Source organism: Bradyrhizobium sp. USDA 4011 (genome assembly GCF_054063415.1).
Window position 1 is genome coordinate 5,061,350 of sequence record NZ_JBSSGG010000001.1, and the last position, 18,290, is coordinate 5,079,639.

The 18,290-nt window shown below is 65.4% G+C and carries 15 protein-coding genes; 10 read left to right on the plus strand and 5 right to left on the minus strand.

What is annotated here, in order from left to right; translation table 11 throughout:
- Positions 1-176 precede the first annotated feature (176 nt).
- From ACVW1C_RS23755 to ACVW1C_RS23775, 5 genes are all read left to right on the plus strand, one after another.
- Entirely contained in the window at positions 177-1,640 is a 1,464-nt protein-coding gene (locus tag ACVW1C_RS23755) for a phenylacetate--CoA ligase family protein (protein WP_456760480.1), read from the plus strand.
- 23 nt (positions 1,641-1,663) lie between these two features.
- Complete coding sequence (locus ACVW1C_RS23760) at positions 1,664-2,461, plus strand: ABC transporter permease (protein ID WP_456760481.1); 798 nt, start codon at positions 1,664-1,666, stop codon at positions 2,459-2,461.
- 12 nt (positions 2,462-2,473) lie between these two features.
- Entirely contained in the window at positions 2,474-3,301 is an 828-nt protein-coding gene (locus ACVW1C_RS23765) for an ABC transporter ATP-binding protein (protein WP_456760482.1), read from the plus strand.
- Positions 3,298-3,894 (plus strand): GNAT family N-acetyltransferase, encoded by a 597-nt coding sequence (locus ACVW1C_RS23770; protein ID WP_456760483.1) that lies wholly within the window; start codon positions 3,298-3,300, stop codon positions 3,892-3,894. The genes ACVW1C_RS23765 and ACVW1C_RS23770 overlap by 4 nt, the downstream gene beginning before the upstream one ends.
- 165 nt (positions 3,895-4,059) lie before the next feature.
- The gene (locus ACVW1C_RS23775; protein ID WP_456760484.1) at positions 4,060-6,120 is read left to right on the plus strand and encodes a DEAD/DEAH box helicase; all 2,061 of its coding nucleotides are present in this window, start codon (positions 4,060-4,062) and stop codon (positions 6,118-6,120) included.
- 275 nt (positions 6,121-6,395) lie between these two features.
- Here the strand turns inward: ACVW1C_RS23775 and ACVW1C_RS23780 are convergent, their stop codons facing one another.
- Positions 6,396-7,892 carry a sensor domain-containing diguanylate cyclase gene (locus ACVW1C_RS23780; protein ID WP_456760485.1) on the minus strand — a complete coding sequence of 499 codons (1,497 nt, stop codon included), beginning with the start codon at positions 7,890-7,892 and terminating at the stop codon, positions 6,396-6,398.
- A gap of 122 nt (positions 7,893-8,014) precedes the next feature.
- On the opposite strand from ACVW1C_RS23780, the gene ACVW1C_RS23785 reads away from it, so the two are divergent.
- Positions 8,015-8,287: a DUF7662 domain-containing protein gene (locus ACVW1C_RS23785; RefSeq protein WP_456760486.1), complete on the plus strand. Its 273-nt coding sequence runs from the start codon at positions 8,015-8,017 to the stop codon at positions 8,285-8,287.
- A 138-nt stretch (positions 8,288-8,425) separates the two neighbouring features.
- Here ACVW1C_RS23785 and ACVW1C_RS23790 read toward each other — a convergent pair whose 3' ends face one another.
- On the minus strand, positions 8,426-11,302 hold the full coding sequence (locus ACVW1C_RS23790; protein ID WP_171947977.1) for an EAL domain-containing protein: 2,877 nt from the start codon (positions 11,300-11,302) through the stop codon (positions 8,426-8,428).
- Between the two features lie 120 nt (positions 11,303-11,422).
- On the minus strand, positions 11,423-12,421 hold the full coding sequence (locus tag ACVW1C_RS23795; RefSeq protein ID WP_456760487.1) for an NAD(P)H-quinone oxidoreductase: 999 nt from the start codon (positions 12,419-12,421) through the stop codon (positions 11,423-11,425).
- Positions 12,422-12,741: 320 nt separating this feature from the next.
- Between ACVW1C_RS23795 and ACVW1C_RS23800 the strand changes: the two genes are divergently transcribed.
- Positions 12,742-12,933 carry a DUF1192 domain-containing protein gene (locus ACVW1C_RS23800; protein WP_456760488.1) on the plus strand — a complete coding sequence of 64 codons (192 nt, stop codon included), beginning with the start codon at positions 12,742-12,744 and terminating at the stop codon, positions 12,931-12,933.
- A 519-nt stretch (positions 12,934-13,452) separates the two neighbouring features.
- Positions 13,453-13,965: a protease adaptor protein RcdA gene (gene rcdA / locus ACVW1C_RS23805; protein ID WP_021081334.1), complete on the plus strand. Its 513-nt coding sequence runs from the start codon at positions 13,453-13,455 to the stop codon at positions 13,963-13,965.
- Between the two features lie 16 nt (positions 13,966-13,981).
- Here the strand turns inward: rcdA and pdxR are convergent, their stop codons facing one another.
- Entirely contained in the window at positions 13,982-15,502 is a 1,521-nt protein-coding gene (pdxR, locus tag ACVW1C_RS23810; protein ID WP_456763154.1) for a MocR-like pyridoxine biosynthesis transcription factor PdxR, read from the minus strand.
- A gap of 99 nt (positions 15,503-15,601) precedes the next feature.
- Between pdxR and ACVW1C_RS23815 the strand changes: the two genes are divergently transcribed.
- Positions 15,602-16,228, plus strand: a complete 627-nt coding sequence (locus ACVW1C_RS23815) for an FMN-binding negative transcriptional regulator (protein WP_456760489.1) — start codon at positions 15,602-15,604, stop codon at positions 16,226-16,228.
- A 14-nt stretch (positions 16,229-16,242) separates the two neighbouring features.
- A complete protein-coding gene (locus tag ACVW1C_RS23820; protein ID WP_456760490.1) occupies positions 16,243-16,860 on the plus strand; it encodes a LysE family translocator in 618 nt (205 codons plus the stop codon).
- A gap of 1,062 nt (positions 16,861-17,922) precedes the next feature.
- Here ACVW1C_RS23820 and rpmE read toward each other — a convergent pair.
- Positions 17,923-18,150, minus strand: coding sequence for a 50S ribosomal protein L31 (gene rpmE, locus ACVW1C_RS23825; protein ID WP_016845230.1), 228 nt, complete (start codon positions 18,148-18,150; stop codon positions 17,923-17,925).
- Between the last annotated feature and the right edge of the window lie 140 nt (positions 18,151-18,290).

The following is an 18,290-nucleotide window of genomic DNA, read 5'->3' on the forward strand; positions in this document are numbered from 1 at the left end:
GCCGCCTGAAGCAAATCGGTCCTGTAGGGCGGGTTAGCGTTAGCGTAACCCGCCCTGTGCAGCTGCGGTGATCGCGGGGTGCGACCGCGTGTGACACGCGTCACGGCGGCCGCGCGCGCAGCGAGCCATTGATAGCGCCATGAACGGGCGGTCTCCCGTCAATCATGGAGCTGAAGATGACGTCCTCCCTTGCGATCAGTGTTTCCGATGACGGCCTTGCTCTGGTGCCGGAGCATGATCAAGCTGCCGCGTCCCTCGTCCCCGCCGATGCGGCCGGCGCGCCGCAGCGCCAGTTCTGGGAGACCGAGCACACCCGTCCGGACTTCCAGCCCTCGAACGAGGCAGCACCCGAGCTGGTCGCGGCCACCGCGAACTATCTCGGCGAATGCATGCGGCATCCCTATCTGCCGGTATCCGAAATCCGCGCGCGGCAGTTCGCCCGGATCAAGGAGCTGGTCGAGCTCGCCTATCGCGACATTCCGGTCTACTGCGCCAAGTATGATGCGGCCGGCTTCAAGCCGGAGCATCTGCGCGACTATGACGACATCCAGAAGATCCCCGTTATCACCAAGCCCGAACTGGTCGCGGCCTTTCCGGACCAGTGCGTCAACAAGAAGTACAAACCGGAGAATCTGTTTCCGACCCGCTCATCGGGCTCGTCCGGGCAGACCCTGCTGATCCGCGTCGATTACGATGCGGTGATCACCGACACCATCCAGGGCGTCCGCCAGTTCGCGATGCAGAGCGGCGGCAATTATCGCACTGACGATCTGCTCGCCCATGTCTATACCGTGCCATGGTGGTTCGATTCGATCGGCGGCGACTATCCGACTGCCTTCATCTCGAACCTGATCCCGCCGGCGCGCGTCGCCCAGCATCTGCGCTATCTCGGGCCGAAGATCCTCTCGCTCTATCCGTCGAGCCTCGATGCGCTGATGCCGCATGTCGACGAGTTCCGCTCTTCGCTCAATCTCGCGGTGACGCATTCGGAATACTCCTCGCGTACTGCCCGTCAGGAATGGTCGCGTCAGCTCGGCGTGCCCGTGCTCGACGAATATTCCTCCGAGGAGGCGACGCGGATCGCGCTCGAGATGCCCAACGGCCAGTATCACGTCTGCGAGGACACCGTGCATCTCGACGTGCTCGACCCCGTCACGATGGAGCCGCAGGCTGCCGGCCACTCCGGCATCGCCGTGATCACCAATTTGCTCAACGAGGCGATGCCGTTCATCCGCTACGTGCAGGGCGACTACATCACCCGGCCCGCCAATCCCGCGCCGTCTGATATCAACTGGTCGCAGATCGCCAGCATCGACGGCCGGCTCAACGACGCCTTCGTCAACCGCGACGGCCGCAAGGTCCCGGCCGGCAGCATCCTGGATGCGACCTATCGCTGGATGTTCGACTGCAATCTGCATCTGGCGCAGTTCGAGATCGTGCAACGCGGCGTCGACTTCGTCGAGGCGCGCGTCGTGCTCGGCCAGGATACGCCGATGTCACGTCTGCACGGCTCGGTCGCGCATCTCGAGGATCTGCTCGCGGCCTGCCTCGAGCATCCGGTCCGGGTGCAGGCCAACGCGCTGCTGGCGTTTCCACCCAAGGTCGGCAAGCGCCGCCCGATCCGCCGCGAGATCGACTAATGCCAGCCGCGCGGGTGGATGCCATGACACAGTCACTGAACCGCATCGCCGCCATGACGGCGCGCTATTACTACATTCTGCGCTCGTCATGGCTCCGGCTGCTCGAGATCGTCTACTGGCCGGCGATGCAGATGCTGGTGTGGGGTTTCCTCTACACCTACCTCTATCAGAGCAAGTCGGCGATGGCCTCGACCGCCGGCCTGCTGCTCGGCGCCGTCCTGCTCTGGGACGTGCTGTTTCGCGGCCAGCTCGGCTTCACCTTCACCTTCCTGGAGGAGATCTGGTCGCGCAATCTCGCCAACCTGATGATGAGCCCGTTGCAGCCTTTCGAGCTTGCGGCCTCGCTGATGCTGATGAGCCTGATCCGGCTGGTGATCGGCACGTTGCCGGTGACATTGCTGACGCTGCTGCTGTTCGGCTTCAACGTCTATGCGATGGGACCGGGGTTGATCGCGTTCTTCTTCAACCTCGTTCTGACCAGCTGGGCGATCGGGCTCGTCGTCGCCGGCCTCGTGATCCGCCAGGGCCTCGGCGCCGAAAGCCTCGCCTACTCGATCATGATCGTGCTGCTGCCGCTGTGTTGCGTCTACTACCCGGTCGAGGCGCTGCCGGCCTGGCTGCATCCGGTCGCCTGGTCGCTGACGCCGACCTATGTGTTCGAGGGCATGCGCGCCGTGCTGCTCGACCGCACCTTCCGCACCGACTTGATGATCGAAGGCCTCGCGCTCAATGCCGTCTATCTCGGCTTGGGCTTCGCCACATTCGTTGCCCTGTTGCAGAGCGCCCGCCACAAGGGCGGCCTGCTCACCATGGGCGAGTAAGGGGAGACATCCATGAGCCGCATCGAACGCTTCTTGCCCCGCAGACATCTGACACCGGTGTCGCCAAACACCACGCCCGCGCAGGACAATGCGCCTGTGAGCCTCGGTATCGATGAGGCGCCAGCCATCGCGGTCGAGGACCTCTGCAAGAAGTACCGCTCCCATTGGGCCGTCGACGACGTGAACTTCAACGTGCCGAAGGGCTGGACCGTCGGCCTGCTCGGCGGCAACGGCGCCGGCAAGACCACCACCATCGCCATGATCATGGGCCTGGTGGTGCCGAGCTTCGGCCGCGCCATGGTGCTCGGCCACGACATGGCGACCGAGCGTCACAAGGTGCTGAGCCGGATGAATTTCGAAAGCCCCTATGTCGCGTTGCCGGGGCGGCTCACCGTGCGGCAGAACCTGACCGTGTTCGGCCGGCTCTATGGTGTCGCCAATCTCAAGGCGCGGATCGAGCAACTGATCGAGGATTTCGAGCTCGGCGACGTGCTCGACCGCGTCACCGGGCGGCTCTCGGCCGGCCAGAAGACTCGCGTCGCCGTCGCGAAGGCGCTGATCAACGACCCGGACGTGCTGCTGCTCGACGAGCCGACCGCATCGCTCGATCCTGACCGCGCCGAGTGGGTGCGCAGCCGGCTGCGCGCCTATCAAAAGCGCCGCGGCGCCACCATCCTGCTGTCCTCGCACAACATGACCGAGGTCGAGCAGCTTTGCGACTTCGTCGTCATCATGAGCCGCGGCCGCGTCGTCGCGATGGGACGTCCGGGCGAGCTCGCCGAGCGCTTCAAGTGCCGGGACCTCGACGAGGTCTTCATCTATCTGGCGAGGGTCGCGTGACGCCGCTGCTTGGTTCCCCGAACCGCGAACGGATCGCGATCCGCCGGGAGCGCCGTTCCGACGTGACAGCGCGCGAAGCCCTGCTCGATGCCGCGTTCGGCCCTGGCCGCTTCGCAAAGACCTCGGAGCGGCTGCGCGAAGGGCGCAAGCCGGCGCGCGGCCTTGCCCTGGTCGCGCGGCGCAACGGCCGGCTGGTCGGCACGTTACGGCTGTGGCCGGTCGTGACCGGCACCGGTCACGCCTGCCTGCTGCTCGGCCCGCTCGCTGTGGCGGAGGAGGCGCGGTGTCTCGGCATCGGCGCAGTGCTGATGCGGCAGGCCTTGCAGCGGGCGCAGCGGCTCGGCCACCGCGCCGTCATCCTGGTCGGCGATGCAGCCTATTATGACCGCTTCGACTTCTCGGCGGCGAAAACCGGCGCGCTTCGCATGCCCGGCCCGTATCAGCGCGACCGCCTTTTGGCCTGCGAACTCGTGCCGGGCGCGTTGCGCGGGGCGGGCGGCCTGATTGCCGCAGCGAGCCCGCCGCCGTCGCGGCTGTCCGGATTGATGGACCGGATCGCCGGCAGCCAGGCCCCGGTCGGACAACCGGCCTGATCCGGCACCTTTTCCGGCTTGGGGGGCCTTGGGGGCATGGCGGTTTGGTTGTTCTTGGCGTAAAGCAGCCCAAATCGTCATGCGGCTGTGCCGCCTGCCGGGTACGCAGCCTCAGGTCGTCCTGCTCGACGTTCTGCACCCGGACCAATCAAGGTTTCCCATCTCGTGCCCTTTCCGACCACAAGTTCGCCGCTCGCCCGCGCCTTGGCTGAGCGCAACTACGATCAGCCGACCCCTGTCCAGCTCGCCGTGCTCGCGAACGACGCCGTTGACCGTGATCTCCTCGTTTCGGCGCAAACCGGCTCGGGCAAGACCGTTGCCTACGGATTGGCCATGGCAAAGGACCTCCTCGACGGTGCCGAGCGGTTCGAGCCGGCCGCCGCACCGCTGGCGCTGATCGTCGCGCCGACCCGCGAGCTCGCCTTGCAGGTTCAGCGCGAGCTCGCCTGGCTCTATGAGTATGCGGACGGTCGCGTGGTTTCCTGCGTCGGTGGCATGGACCCGCGCCGCGAGCAGCGCGAGCTTGCCGCAGGCGCCCACATCGTGGTCGGCACGCCCGGCCGGTTGTGCGACCATTTGCGGCGGGGCCGTCTCGACATTTCTGGATTGCGGGTCGTCGTTCTCGACGAGGCCGATGAGATGCTCAATCTCGGCTTCCGCGAGGACATGGAATTCATCCTCGAGACCACGCCGGACACGCGCCGCACTTTGCTGTTCTCGGCGACGTTTCCGCGCGGCATCGTCGCGCTGGCCAAGCAGTATCAGCAGCAGGCGTTCCGGATCGAGGTCGCGGGCGACGAGGGCGGCCATGCCGATATCGAGTACCGCGCCATCCGGGTGGCGGCCGACGATGTCGAGCACGCGGTCGTCAACGTGCTGCGCTTCCATGAGGCGCCGAGCGCACTGGTGTTCTGCAACACGCGAGAAGCCGTCAGGCATTTGCAGGCGGCGCTGCTGGAGCGCGGGTTCTCCGTGGCCTCGCTGTCGGGCGAAATGACCCAGAACGAGCGCACCCAGGCGCTGCAGGCGTTGCGCGACGGACGGTCCAGGGTCTGCGTCGCGACCGACGTGGCGGCGCGCGGCATCGACCTGCCGAGCCTCGACCTCGTCATTCATGCGGATCTGCCGAAAGATCCGGAGGTCATGCAGCATCGCTCGGGCCGCACCGGCCGCGCCGGCCGCAAGGGTGTCAGCATCCTGCTGGTGCCGCCGGCACGGCGGCGGCGCGCCGAACTGCTGCTGGATCTCGCCGGCATCGATGTGGTCTGGGGCTCTGCGCCGCAGGCGGACGAGATCCGCAAGCTCGACCATGACCGCCTGCTGCAGGACGCGGTGTTCTCCGAGGAGATGACCTCCGACGATCAGGTGCTCGCGCAAGCCTTGCTTGCCGAACGGTCGCCCGAGGCGATCGCCGCGGCGCTGGCCCGGTTTTATCGCGCGCGGCTGCCTGCGCCCGAAGACATTCTCGATCCCGGCGAGGGCCGGGGCCGCGATCGCGACGATCGCCGCGGCGAGCGCGCTTCGCGCCGCGATGATCGTGCCGCCGGGCCGCGATCGAAGACTGGCAAAGCCTCCCCACGTCACGGCATGGAGGAGGCGACCGTCTGGTTCCGCGCCTCGATCGGACGCAGAAAGAATGCCGAAGCCCGCTGGCTGTTGCCGATGATCTGTCGCCGCGGCGGCATCGACAAGCACGACATCGGCGCCATCAAGATCCTGGATACGACCACCGAGTTCGAGATCGCTGCGCGGGTCGCGGATTCCTTCGCCGTCAAGATCAAGCGTCCGGACAAGGAAGACACCATCCGCATCGAGCCGCTGGCGGACGCTCCGCAGCGGCAGGCACCCTCCGACAAGCCGGCGCGCAAGCCCAGGCACGAACCTTGGCGTGACAAGGATGACGGCGGCCACAGCGCACCGCGCCGCGACGAGCCGCGTGACGACGCGGCAGCCAAGCGACGCGGCAAGCCGGACCGCGAGGCGCGAGCGTTTTCGAGCGAAGGCGCGGGCCGTTCGCGTGAAGACTACGCGCCAAGGCAGGAACCGAGAGCTGCGTTCCGGTTCGACCGGGACGGCAAAGGCGCGAAGCCGAAATCTGGCGATGAGCCAAGGTTCGGCAAGAATAAGAAGCATCGGAGCAAGCCCGGCCAGGCCGGACACTGGCCAGACGTATCGGCGGCGAAACCGAAGTTCGGCAAGAAGCCAAAGAAGAAGCATCGCGGCTGAGTTGGCGCCAGCGGCGGCGCTGCGCGTTCAGAACGCCGATGTATGGGTCTCGAGCACTGCAACAAGTTCAGTGTCGTCCCGGGCAAGCGCAGCGCGACCCGGGACCCGTAACCACCGATGCTCGTTGTTGCATAGTGCTCGGGCCGTAGCTCGCTTCAACAACGAAGGCCTGTGGTTATGGGTTCCGGCCTTCGCCGGGACGACGATGCGGAGAGACTTGCGCGACGAACCTGACTGCGTGTGCGGCCCCGTGTCTTGCCGCGGCCCACTCCGCCTCACGCGACCAGCGCGATCTTCGGCACGGTGGCGAGCACCGACTGGTTGCGGCCGTTGGCCTTGGCGGCGTAGAGCGCCTTGTCGGCGGCTTCGATCAGGTCGGACCATGGCTGGCCGGCGAGCGGCCGCATGCTGGCGACGCCGATGCTCACCGTCGTGATCAGCTCGCCCTCGCACCATTGCTGGACCTTGCCGCGGATGGTCTCTGCCAGGTTGAAGGCCTCGAGCGCGGTCGTGTTGGGCAGCAGTACAGCAAATTCCTCGCCGCCGAAGCGCGCCGGGCAATCGCCGGCGCGGCGCACCGCATCCGAAATGCAGATCGCGATTCCCACCAGCACCTGATCGCCGGCCTGATGGCCATAGGTGTCGTTATAGGCCTTGAAGTGATCGGCATCGATCATCAGCAGAGCGACCGGCTGGCCGTACCGGCCGGCGCGGCGCCATTCGCGGTCGATCTCGGCATCGAATTTGCGCCGGTTCTTCAGGCCGGTGAGCGCGTCGGTGGTCGCGAGCTCCTCGAGCTTGTCCTCGGCGTCGGCGCGGCGGACGATCTCGCGGGCCAGCACCAGCGTCGCGCTGAGCACGAACAGCACCAGAACGGCCATGATCGTGCCGATCCGGATCGCCTCGGTGCGCCAGAGATTGAAGACGGCTTCGAGCGGCTTGCCGACCACGACGTAAAGCGGCCCGCTGCTGCTACTGCGCCTGACATAGAGCCGCGGCGTGTCGTCGACCAGGCCCTTGCCGGAGAACGCGCCGCCCCCCTTCAGGTTCTCGGAACTCCAATCCAGCTGCTCGGCGAGGTTCTTGCCGATCACGTCGAGATCGAACGGCGTCCGCATGATGATGGTGCGGTCGTTGCGCAGCACCGTTATGGTGTCGCCCGGCGTGAGGTTCAGCCGCCCGAACAGATCGTGGAAATAACTGAAGCGGATCGAGCCGACCACGACGCCGAGAAAGCGGCCGTCGTCGCCGGTGATGCGCCGGCTCAGCACGATGGCGTAGGCGCCGCGATGCAGCATCGGCCGGCTGACATACAGCCCGGTGTCGGGATGGTCGCGCTGGATGGTGAAATACTCCTCGTCGCTGCGGTTCTCCGGCTGCGGATCGAGGCTCGCCGCGTCGATGGTCAGATTGCCCTTGGTGTCGAACACCTGGATCGCGCCGAAATGCTTTGCGGTCGCGGCGTGATCGAACAGGATCAGCTGGCGCAGTTCCCTGCTGACGCCGCGGACCTCCGGCACTTCCAGATTGCTGGCGACCGCGCGCAGCGACAGGTCGTAGAGCTCGATGTTGCGGCTGATGTCGGCCTCGATGCCTGACGCCAGATTCTCCAGGGTTCGGCGGGCCAGTTGCTCCTCGCCGCGGCGCATGTCGAACATCACGCCGGCGCAGACCGCGGAAAAGCCGAGGACGGTCGCAACGGATGCAGCGATCAGCAGCTTTGCCGATAGCCGCCAGCGCCGCCTTGCGTCGTTTCCCCGTTGAAATAGCATGTCCCGCTCCAAGCCGCCGTCATGCAACGGGAAATCTTGTTGTCGCCTTAAATGGCGACAGCGGCCGCCGAATGGGTTAACGGGTGGTTGCCGGACCCTGGCTTTTTGTCATTGAGGATGTTGTGAACGACTACGACGCGCTGCGGGATTATCTGAAGAAGCAGCATTTGCCTGAATTCGCGCTGACCTTCGACGAGATCGAGGCGATCATCGATGCGGCGCTGCCGCGCGCCGCACACCGGGCGTCGTGGTGGGAAACCCTGCGCAGCCCGCAGGAGAAGATGCCGCAGCGCGAAGCCTGCCTAGAGGCCGGCTACATCGCCACCCGCCAGGCCGACGGCAAGAGTGTCAGGTTCAAGCGAATGCCCAAGGGCAGGAGAGACGCCACGCCCTAGCTTGTCATCGCCCGCGAATGCGGGCGATCCAGTATTCCAGAGACATCGACGCAATACGGATAAGTCGCAGCGTACTGGATACTCCGCTTTCGCGGAGTATGACATCCGTGAAGGGGTGCAGGGTGCCTTCGCCAGAGCCTAGCTCGCGGCTTCCAGCCGTTCCTCGGTGAGGAGGCGTGTGGCGGCGTCGGCGTCCATCGGCTCGCCGAAGGCAAAGCCTTGCGCGTATTCGCAGCCGAGCTGGTAGAGCTCGACGGCGTCCGAATCCGTCTCGGCGCCTTCCGCGACCACTTCCATGCCGAGATCGTGCGCCAGCGCGATGATCGATTTCAGGATCACCGGGCGGGTGCCGCGGCTCGTGGTGCGGACGAAAGACTGGTCGATCTTGATGGTGTCGAACGGGAAGCGCTGCAGATAGGACAGCGAGGAGTGGCCGGTGCCGAAATCGTCGAGCGACAGTCCGGTGCCGAGCTCGCGGATCCGCGCCAGCATCTGGGCGGCGTGCTCCGGGTTCTCCATGACCAGCGATTCCGTCAGCTCCAGCTTCAGCGTGCCGCGCGCCACCGAGGAGCGCGACAGCACGGTGCGGATATCGTGGATCAAATCGTGGCGCAGCAATTGCCGCGACGACACGTTGACCGAAGCGAAGATCGGCTCGCGCGCCCGCATCGCGCGCTGCCACACCGCGAGCTGGCGTGCGGTCTGGTCCATCACGAACATGCCGAGATCGACGATCAGGCCGGTCTCCTCGGCAACGTTGATGAATTCCGACGGCGACATCCGGCCGAGCTTGGGATGGTCCCAGCGCACCAGCGCCTCGAAGCCGGCGATCGCGCGATCTTCCAGCCGCACGATCGGCTGGTACAGGATCGTGAGCTCCTGGCGCTCGATGGCGCGGCGCAGGTCGCTTTCCAGGGTCAGGCGGTCGGTCTTCCGCGCCCGCATCGCCGGCTTGTAGACGTCGATGCGGTCGCCGCCGATCCGCTTGGAATGATACATCGCAAGCTCGGCGTCCTTGATGATTTCGTCGGTCAGCGGCGCAGCCGGGTCGGACAGCGCAAGGCCGATCGACGCGGTCAGGAAGATCTCGCGGTCGTTGAACGCGATCGGGGCGCGGATGGTTTTGCGGATGGTCTCGGCGAAGTTGGTGATCCGTGCCGGGTCCTGCTCCGACAGCAGGATCAGGCCGAACTGATCGCCGGCCATGCGCGCCAGCGTGTCCTGCGGCTTGAGGATGCGGGTCAGACGTCGCGCCAGCGTCAGCAGGATGGAGTCGCCGACCGCGATGCCGACGGAATCGTTGACCTGCTTGAAGCGATCGAGGTCGATCACCATCAAGGTCGGCCGCAGGTTCGGCATGGTCTTGGCGAGGTTCGCCACCGCGCCGAGCCGGTCCATGAACAGCCGTCGGTTCGGCAGCCCGGTCAGATTGTCGTGCACCGAGTCATGCAGCATCCGCTCTTCGGAGTTCTTGAACTCGGTAACGTCGGTCAGGGTGCCGACCACGCGCGAGACCTCGCCGTCGGAGCCGACCACGGGCCGCGCCTTCAGCGCGAACCACATGAAGTGGCCGTCGGGCGTGCGCAGTCGGAAATCCTGCACCAGGCGGCCGCGGCGCTGGTCGAGTACGCTGTCGAGCGCGGCGCGGAAGCGGTCCTGGTCGAGCGGGTGCAGTACCTCAAGCCATTTCGCCGCCGGGCCTTCCAGCGTGCCGCGCTTCAGGCCGAGCAGGGCCTCGGTCTCCGGGCTGGTGAACACCTTGTCGGCGGACACGTCCCAGTCCCAGATCAGATCGCCGGAGCCGGTCAGTGCCAGGGCGCGGCGCTCGACATCGGAGACCACGCCGGTGGTGGCGCCGCCGCCGGCGAAGGCGTGCTGCATGACCGTGAAGCCGATCAGCATCACGATCAGCACCAAACCGCCGAGCAGCGCCGGACCGACGATGTCGTTGGTGACGGAGCCCGCGACCGTCATGCCGGCCGCGACCACCCAGACCACCAGCAGGAACCAGGTCGGGATCAACAGCACCGCGCGGTCGAAGCCGTGGGTCGACAGATAGACGATCAGCGCGAAGCCGGCGAAGGCGATCATCACCAGCGACATCCGTGCGATGCCGGAGGCGACCGCCGGATCGAACAGCGCCAGCGCAACCAGCGAGCCGAGGAAGACGAGCCAGCCGATCGTGATATGCGAGTAGCGGACGTGCCAGCGACTGAGATTCAGGTACGCGAACAGGAACACGAGCAGTGTCGCCGCGAGGATCGCCTCGCCCGCCGCGCGCCAGACGCGCTCGGCGTTGTTCGACATGTCGAGCACCTTGCCCCAGAAGCCGAAGTCGACGCCGATATAGACCAGCACCGCCCAGGCCAGCGCCGCGGCGGCCGGGAACATGATGCTGCCCTTGACCACAAACAAGATCGTGAGCACGAGCGCGAGCAGGCCCGAGATGCCGATCACGATGCCCTGATACAAGGTGAACGAATTGACCTTGTCCTTGTAGGCGTCGGGTTCCCACAGATAGAGCTGTGGCAGCTTGTCGGTGCGCAGTTCCGCGACATAGGTGACGACAGCGCCGGGATCGAGCGTGATGCGAAACACGTCGGCGGTCGGGCTCTCCTGCCGCTCGGGACGATCGCCGACCGACGGCGTGATGGTGGCGATGCGCGACAGGCCAAGGTCGGGCCACAACAGGCCTGATGACACGATGCGATAGTGCGGCGCGACGATCAGGCGGTCGAGCTGGTCGTCGGTGTTGTTGGCGAGCGCGAACACCACCCAGTTCTGGCCGCCTTCGCGGGCGCGAACTTCGATGCGTCGCACGATGCCGTCGGTTCCCGGTGCAGTGGAGACCTGGATGCGGTCGGTTTCGCTGCGCTGATGGTCGAGAACCGCGGTGAGGTCGATCGCCGGCGCATCGCTGCGCACGCTGACCGCGTCGATCGCATACGCGTCAGGCGCAGCGGCAAACATCATGAGGCCCAGCGCCAGCAGCGCAAGGCACCTGATCAGACGCAATGTCAGTACTCCGCGATCGACAAACTGCCCGGGCCCGGCGACCGGCCCGGAGGTGGCGCGATAAATGACACGAAAGCGAAGGGAATCAAAGGGTTTCCGCCCCTGCTTCCGCTGCGAGAGTTAAACCGCCAACACAATTTTGCCAATATGTTCGCTGGTCTCCATGCGCCGGTGCGCATCGGCGGCCTTTTCCAGCGGGAATGTGCTGTCCATCAGCGGTTTGACGCGGCCTTCGCGCAACAACGGCAGCACCTTTGCCTCGATCGCCGCGACCATTGCCGCCTTGTCCGCATTACTACGGGGGCGCAGGGTCGAGCCGGTGTGGTGCAGCCGCTTGACCATCAGCTTGGCGAAATTGGCTGTGGCCTTCGGTGTTCCCGACAGGAACGCGATCTGGACGATGCGGCCCTCGACCGCCGCGGCGTCATAGTTCCGGTCGATATACTCGCCGCCCACCATGTCGAGGATGACATTGGCCCCGTTGCCGCCGGTCGCCTTCTTCACCGCCTCGACGAAATCCTCGGCCTTGTAATTGACCGCGTGATCGGCGCCGAGCTTGAGGCAGGCATCCGCCTTGTCCTGCGAGCCGACGGTGACGATCACCTTGGCGCCGAACGCCTTGGCAAGCTGGATCGCCATCGTGCCGATGCCCGACGAGCCGCCGTGGATCAGCAGCGTCTCGCCGGCTTGCAGCGCGCCGCGCTCGAACACGTTGTGCCACACCGTCATCAGCGTTTCCGGAATCGCGCCGGCTTCCTGCATCGACAGCGAGGGCGGCACCGTCATCGCCTGCGCGTCCTGCGCGATGCAATATTGCGCGTAGCCGCCGCCGGCGACGAGCGACATCACCTTGTCGCCGATCTCATGCTTTGCGCCTTCGCCGAGCGCGACCACTTCGCCTGCGATCTCGAGGCCGGGCAGATCGCTCGCGCCGGGCGGCGGCGGATAGGAGCCGGAGCGCTGCGCGACGTCGGGGCGGTTGACGCCGGCGGCCGCGACCTTGACCAGGATTTCGCCGGCACCCGGAACCGGCAGCGCGCGGGTCTCCGGCACCAGCACCTCGGGGCCACCTGGCTTGCTGATGGCTACGACGGTCATTTGCGCGGGCAGGTTTGGCATGGTTCGTCCCTGGTCAGTGAAGAGGATTGGCTTGTGGCATACCGCCTTTTCCAACGAAGCGAAACGCCATTAAGTCCCGAACCGCCTCGTCAGATGGTCGGCTTTTCGGGCGTGATCTTCTCGACCAGCGGGCCGAGCCTTGCGGCTGGTGTGTCTGCGCCCGCGCTCCGGCAGCGGAATGAGTGAGCCGCTGGGATCAGCGCGGCGCGGAAGCGTCAGATGTTGCGCGCACACGAAAGTCACTGCAAAATTCTCCTGCGCGCGGATATTCACTTTCTCTCTGGAGCCGAGGCGCCAGATCAGCATCGCCGGGAGGACACATGCCGATTGAGGACGAGGACCGGCCGCGGAAGAAGATCACGCACGAGATCGGGCAGGATCTCTCGCTGCTGTCGGTCGAGGAATTGACCGAGCGTATTGCGCTGCTCACGACCGAAATCGATCGCCTGAAAGAAGCGATGACGAAGAAGCGCGCGTCGAAGGACGCCGCGAACGCGTTCTTCAAGTCATAGCCAGCGATATCATGCGGGCTACGCAGCTCCAAACCTCCCCTGAAAAGGGGAGGTCGCTTTGCTCGCAGAGCAAAGCGGGTGGGGATCTGCGCTCTCCACTTGCAGCGTCGCCTGCGGCTGACCCCCATCCCGACCTTCCCCCTTTCAGGGGGAAGGAGCAGAAGCGCTGCCCGAGCTACGCGCTGGCGTGCACGCATCTGTGCCAAACTAGGTCAATGGCCGACATGGCAAACAAAGCCTGAAGAAATCCGTTCATTTACGATCGGTTAAGCTTTCTCGATTATGACTGCATTGTCCTCGTTTGGACACCGAGTGGCTCCTGTCCACTCTGTTTGACGCCTCCCTGTTATCAACTTCAAAGCCGCCGGAAACGGCGGCTCTTTTTTGTGCGTCCTATCCGTTGGAAACCATAAATCCGGTTGCGGCTGGACTCTTCGGCGCGCCCGCGCAATGATTTGTTCATCATAAGCTGGCGCGTCAGATGCCAGCGGGCGTTACGATGGTGTGAGGGCGTTAACCATGGCGGATCGTTCCCAGAACGAAGCCGGGCTTGTGCTGTTCAGTGAACGGCTGACCAATTCTGCGGCATTTGGCGTGCTGTTCCGGGAAGGCATGGACCTGGTCGAGCAGACCGCCGCCTATCTCGACGGCGACGGCCGTGCCGAGGCCAAGGCGCTGGAACGCTCCGTCAGCCTGACCTATGCGACCGAGAGCATGCGCCTGACCACGCGGCTGATGCAGCTCGCGTCGTGGCTGCTATTGCATCGCGCGGTCAAGGAAGGCGAGATGACGCTGACCCAGGCCAATCGCGAGAAGACCAAGGTGAAGCTGTCGGCCGCCGATCCCGGCCCGGCCGACATGGTGACCAAGCTGCCGGAGCAATTGCAGCAGCTGATCGCCCGCTCGATGGATCTGCAGGCGCGCGTCCGCCGCCTCGACACCACGATCCATGCGCCGGCGCCGGATCGCTCATCGATCGGCAACCCGCTGGTGCCGCAGCTCAACCGGCTCAAGGCTGCGTTCGAGCAGTAAAATTCGAACCGTCAACTCAGTGTGAAGCCTCATTGCGGCGTGGCTTGGCCAGCCGCTGCGGCGTGTGCAGATCGATCACCTGCCGCAGCCGTATCGCCGCCGCCTCCAGCTCCTCCGGTTCGAAACCGCCGAAGCCGAGCATGAGGCCGGGCCGCGCGGCAGCCTCGTACATGGGTGAGATCGGCCGCAGGACGATGCCGTCGGCAAGTGCGGCCTTCGCCAATTGCACGTCGTCGAAGCCCTGCGGCAGCCACAGCAACAGATGCATGCCCTGGTCGCTCGGCTGCAGCGTAACGTGATCAGGCATGTGACGCGTCATCGATGCGATCAGTGTCGCGCGGCGCGCGGCGTAGACGCCGCGAATCCGCCTGATATGCGCTTCGAACAATCCCTCGCGCATGTAGGCCGCCAGCACATGCTGGTCGGCGGTCGGTGAATGCCGGTCGAGCAGCGCCCGCGCGCCGGCGAAGGCGTCGATCAGCGGCAGCGGCGCTACGACGTAGCCGAGCCGCAGCGAGGGAAACAGCACCTTGCTGAGCGTGCCCAGATAAATCACGCGTGACGGCGCGAGCCCTTGCATCGACGGGAAGGGATGACCGGCATAGCGCAGCTCGCTATCATAGTCGTCCTCGACGATCCACGCATTGCTTCGCTGCGCCCACGCCACCAGCGCGTTGCGGCGGGCCATGCTCATCGGCATGCCCAGCGGGTACTGATGCGAGGGCGTCACGAAAGCCGCGCGCGCATTCGGGCACGCGGCAATCGCCGCATCGACGTCGACGCCTTGTGCATCGACTGCAACGCGCGTGGTGACGAGATCGAGATCGTCGAGCACCGCCGTCATGCCGGGATAGGCCGGATCCTCGGCCCAGACCCGATCGCCCGCAGACAGCAGCACGCGGCCGGCCAGATAAAGGCCCTGCTGCGTGCCGGCCGTGATCACGACCTGCTCGGGCTCGCAATGCACCGCGCGGGACTTGCGCACATAGTCGGCGATCGCCTGCCGCAGCGCCATCAGGCCGCGCGGATCGCCGTAGCTTGCAGGCGCTGCCGCGCGCGATGCCCGCACGCGGTTGCCGAGGCGGCGCCAATTGTCATCAGGGGCGACGGCGCCTCCGGGGACCGCAATCGCAAACGGGACTTCGGGCATCGGCGTGAAGGCCGCCACAACCTTGGCAAGTCGCACAGCGCGCGGCGGCAACTCGATCGGCGCAGTCTTGTTCGGGCTGCGGCCAGCCGGCGGGCGAGGTGGCCGTGCTTGTTCCGCAAGCGTCGGCGCGACGCGGGTGCCGGCGCCGACCTGCGATTGCAGATAGCCCTCGGCCTGCAATTGCTCGAAGGCTTCCGTCACCGTGCCGCGCGCCACGCCGAGCGAGGCCGACAGCGCGCGCGTCGACGGCAGATATTCGCCGGCCTTCAGTTCGCCACTGGCGATGGCTGCGCGCAGGGACTGCGCGATCTGGCGTCCGACCTGTCCGGCGGCGCGGTCGACCGCCCGCAGCGAGGGGATGCTGATGGTGGCGCGCAGGCGGGGCATAGTGGACCAGTCATGATGATCGAAAGTGGCTCTTATCATAGGCCACTTCGGCGCTATTGTGCGAGCAACAATTCGATGAGGTTTGCCAAGAGGCCTGCCATGTACCTGCCGCCGCATTTCAAGATGGATGAGCTCGGCGCGATCCACGCCGCGATGCGGGCCTCAAAGCTCGCGACACTGGTTACCGCGACCGCGGACGGGCTGATCGGAACGCCGCTGCCGCTGATCCTCAGCGAAAACGAGGGCGATTACGGCACGCTGTACGGTCATGTCGCGCGGCCCAATCCGCAATGGAAGCTGCCCGCCGTGGGTGAGGCGATGGCGATCTTCATGGGGCCCGACGCCTATGTGACGCCGTCCTGGTATGTGACCAAGGCCGAGCACGGCAAGGTGGTGCCGACCTGGAATTACGTCGCCGTCCACGCCTACGGCGTGGCCGAGTTCTTCGAGGATGCGGATCGCCTGCTCGACATCGTGACCCGGCTGACTGCGTTGCACGAGAGTTCGCGGCAGGAAGTCTGGCAAGTCAGCGATGCGCCCGATGATTTCATCAAGGCGCAGCTGCGCGGCATCGTCGGCTTCCGGATGCCGATCACACGGATCGACGCCAAGAAGAAGATGAGTCAGAACCGCAAGCTCGAGGATCGCGCCGGCGTCATCGCAGGCCTTGGTGCCAGCGACAATCCTGCCGACCGCGAGGTCGCGGCGATGATCCCCGCGAGCTAAGACGAAGGTCACCGATGGAATTGTACCTTGCCTTTGCGGTCACGACCGCAACCTTCGCGTTGATTCCCGGTCCGGCCATGCTCTACGCCGCGGCCCGCACCCTGGCGGGTGGCCGGCGCGCGGGGCTGATGGCCTCGCTCGGCCTGCATCTCGGCGGCTATGTCCATGTCATCGCCGCGGCCGCGGGCCTCGCGCTGCTGTTTCATGCGGTGCCGCCGCTATTCATGGCGATGAAGCTTGCCGGTGCGGCCTATCTGGCCTGGCTCGGGCTGTCGCTGTTCCGCGATCGCGACAATGCAAAGCGTCCCGAGTTGACGCCGCTCTCCGTGGAGCGCGCCTTCGCGCAAAGCATCGTCGTCGAAGTGCTCAATCCGAAGACCGCGATCTTCTTCCTGGCGTTCCTGCCGCAATTCGTCGATGCGTCGGCCAGCGTGCCGGTCTGGGCCCAGCTGTTCCTGCTCGGCACCATCGTCAACCTGACGTTCTCGGCAGTCGATATCGTCTGCGTGTTTTTCGCCACTGCCGTGATGGCAAGGCTGCAGCGCTCCCTCAGGTCACAGCGGATCATGCAACGGATCGGCGGCAGCATCCTGGTCGCGCTCGGCGCGCGGCTCGCCTTCCAGGATCGCTAGGGGCGCGGCGCTCCGTCTGCCAGTGCCCCGCCTCGCGCGCGTGCCACTGAGTTGCCCGACGACGCAAGCCCCTCGTGCAAAAACATTTCGCTTTATCAGAAGCGCAACTCAGTGTATGAATTGCTCGTCTCACCCGATCGAGGGGCGCTGCGCATCGTCACGGGTGTTGCGGTGAGATGCGGTGGACGCAGATTGTGCGACTGACGAGGGCACATGAAGCGGACGGTGAAGTCGTGTGGTCCTGACGCCCAGCGGCTGGTGTCCTCTTGCAAGACGCGTAAGCGTCGTTGCAAGGGCGGTGACAAACAAGCCCGGTCTCACCGGGGAGAGCACGAAGTAAGCCGTAACCCATCGCGCAGGGAAAGCCGGATTGCTCCGGTTACACCTGTGGTCCGACCTCCGGTGCTTTTTATTTGCACCGGACCCATGGGTGCGATCGGCACCCGGCTTTCCCTGCGCCCTCTGTTCAAGAGAGGGCGAAACGAAATCCAAAACTCGGACGATTCATGTCGCGAGAATGCGACGCTGCGTGCCCAACTACGCCTGTCATCGCCCGGCTTGACCGGGCGATCCAGTACGCCGCGGCACCTCGGCTCAAGCACAGACGCCTCTGGAATACTGGATCACCCGCATGCGCGGGTGATGACACCGAACTCGCTCGAGATCGTGCCACTCAGTGTCGTCCCGGGCTTGACCCGGGACCCATAACCACAAATTGCAATTGGTGCGCGACGCTGGGGCCACAGCCCTCTCCAACAACACAACCCTGTGGTGATGGGTCCCTGCTTTCGCAGGGACGACAATTGTGGATGCAGGCCGTGCCACACATTCAGTGTCGTCCTGGCGAAGGCCAGGACCCCCATTTCTCAATTGTTTCGCGCGCTGGGGCCACGATCCCGTTCATCATCGAATGCGGGGGTTATAGGGCGTGGCTTTCGCCAGGACGACGCATGGAGAGAGTGGCGCGCTCGCCCGTCCGGCCGGTCCGCCAACCCCCAAAACAAAAACGCCCCCGAGATGGAGGCGTTTTGTGTGATCGCAGGGGCGATCCCGAAGCGGACTTTAGTCCTTCTTGAGGAAGCCCGAAAACTTCTTCTGAAAGCGCGAGACACGGCCGCCGCGGTCCATCAGCTGCTGGGTACCGCCGGTCCAGGCCGGGTGCGACTTGGGGTCGATGTCGAGGTTCAGCGTGTCGCCTTCCTTGCCCCAGGTCGAGCGGGTCAGGTACTCGGTGCCGTCGGTCATGACGACCTTAATCGTATGATAATTCGGATGAATATCGGCTTTCATGACAGTTCCTTCGGCGCGCCAGCGCCCGTCTCAAGACATCTAGGTACGGGATTTGGGCGGCTCTATAACCCATGGAGCCCCCCAAAACAAGCCAAGAAAGGGGAGCTTAAGCCCATCACCGGATTGGGACTTTACCGGAT

What these genes read in the sequence shown, in the direction of transcription:
- ACVW1C_RS23815 (WP_456760489.1), top strand. Translation starts at nt 15,602, where the DNA reads ATGTACCTGCCGCCGCATTTCAAGATGGATGAGCTCGGCGCGATCCAC.
- ACVW1C_RS23820 (WP_456760490.1), top strand. Translation starts at nt 16,243, where the DNA reads ATGGAATTGTACCTTGCCTTTGCGGTCACGACCGCAACCTTCGCGTTG.
- ACVW1C_RS23755 (WP_456760480.1), top strand. Translation starts at nt 177, where the DNA reads ATGACGTCCTCCCTTGCGATCAGTGTTTCCGATGACGGCCTTGCTCTG.
- rpmE (WP_016845230.1), bottom strand. Translation starts at nt 18,150, where the DNA reads ATGAAAGCCGATATTCATCCGAATTATCATACGATTAAGGTCGTCATG.
- rcdA (WP_021081334.1), top strand. Translation starts at nt 13,453, where the DNA reads ATGGCGGATCGTTCCCAGAACGAAGCCGGGCTTGTGCTGTTCAGTGAA.
- ACVW1C_RS23795 (WP_456760487.1), bottom strand. Translation starts at nt 12,421, where the DNA reads ATGCCAAACCTGCCCGCGCAAATGACCGTCGTAGCCATCAGCAAGCCA.
- ACVW1C_RS23760 (WP_456760481.1), top strand. Translation starts at nt 1,664, where the DNA reads ATGACACAGTCACTGAACCGCATCGCCGCCATGACGGCGCGCTATTAC.
- ACVW1C_RS23800 (WP_456760488.1), top strand. Translation starts at nt 12,742, where the DNA reads ATGCCGATTGAGGACGAGGACCGGCCGCGGAAGAAGATCACGCACGAG.
- ACVW1C_RS23780 (WP_456760485.1), bottom strand. Translation starts at nt 7,892, where the DNA reads ATGCTATTTCAACGGGGAAACGACGCAAGGCGGCGCTGGCGGCTATCG.
- pdxR (WP_456763154.1), bottom strand. Translation starts at nt 15,502, where the DNA reads ATGCCCCGCCTGCGCGCCACCATCAGCATCCCCTCGCTGCGGGCGGTC.
- ACVW1C_RS23765 (WP_456760482.1), top strand. Translation starts at nt 2,474, where the DNA reads ATGAGCCGCATCGAACGCTTCTTGCCCCGCAGACATCTGACACCGGTG.